Annotated in this window: 1 protein-coding gene (running past one end of the window); it reads left to right on the top strand. The window is 66.7% G+C overall.

Features of this window, described 5'->3' with window-relative positions:
• The first annotated feature begins 151 nt into the window (after positions 1-151).
• Positions 152-333 carry the 5' portion of an urease subunit gamma gene (locus ACFWVD_RS28870; RefSeq protein WP_379248088.1) on the top strand. It continues 85 nt past the right edge of the window, so the window shows 182 of its 267 coding nt (coding positions 1-182); its start codon is at positions 152-154; its stop codon lies beyond the right edge, outside the window.

Below are 333 nucleotides of genomic sequence, written 5' to 3'. Positions count from 1 at the left end.
CCGGTAAAGCGCTGGTGGTCGGGGCGGAAAGCCTTTCCCCGTATGGGGCAAGACTCGCTTGGTTCGGATAAGCGCAGGTCAACAGAGTGTTGAAGGCCGTTAGGGTCGCCCCGCCCACAGTTGATCTTGTCCCGGAAGCTTGGTGATACACGTGCAACTGACACCGCACGAGCAGGAGAGACTGCTCATCCACGTGGCCGCCGACGTGGCCGAGAAGCGGAGGGCGCGCGGGGTCCGCCTCAACCATCCGGAGGCGATCGCGCTGATCACGTCCCACCTCCTGGAGGGCGCCCGCGACGGGCGCACGGTGGCCGAGCTGATGGCCTCGGGCCG

Origin of the sequence: Nocardia sp. NPDC058666, assembly GCF_042714895.1 — a bacterium.
Taxonomy (GTDB): Bacteria; Actinomycetota; Actinomycetes; order Mycobacteriales; family Mycobacteriaceae; genus Nocardia.
This window is presented reverse-complemented; position numbering and strand designations above follow the sequence as displayed.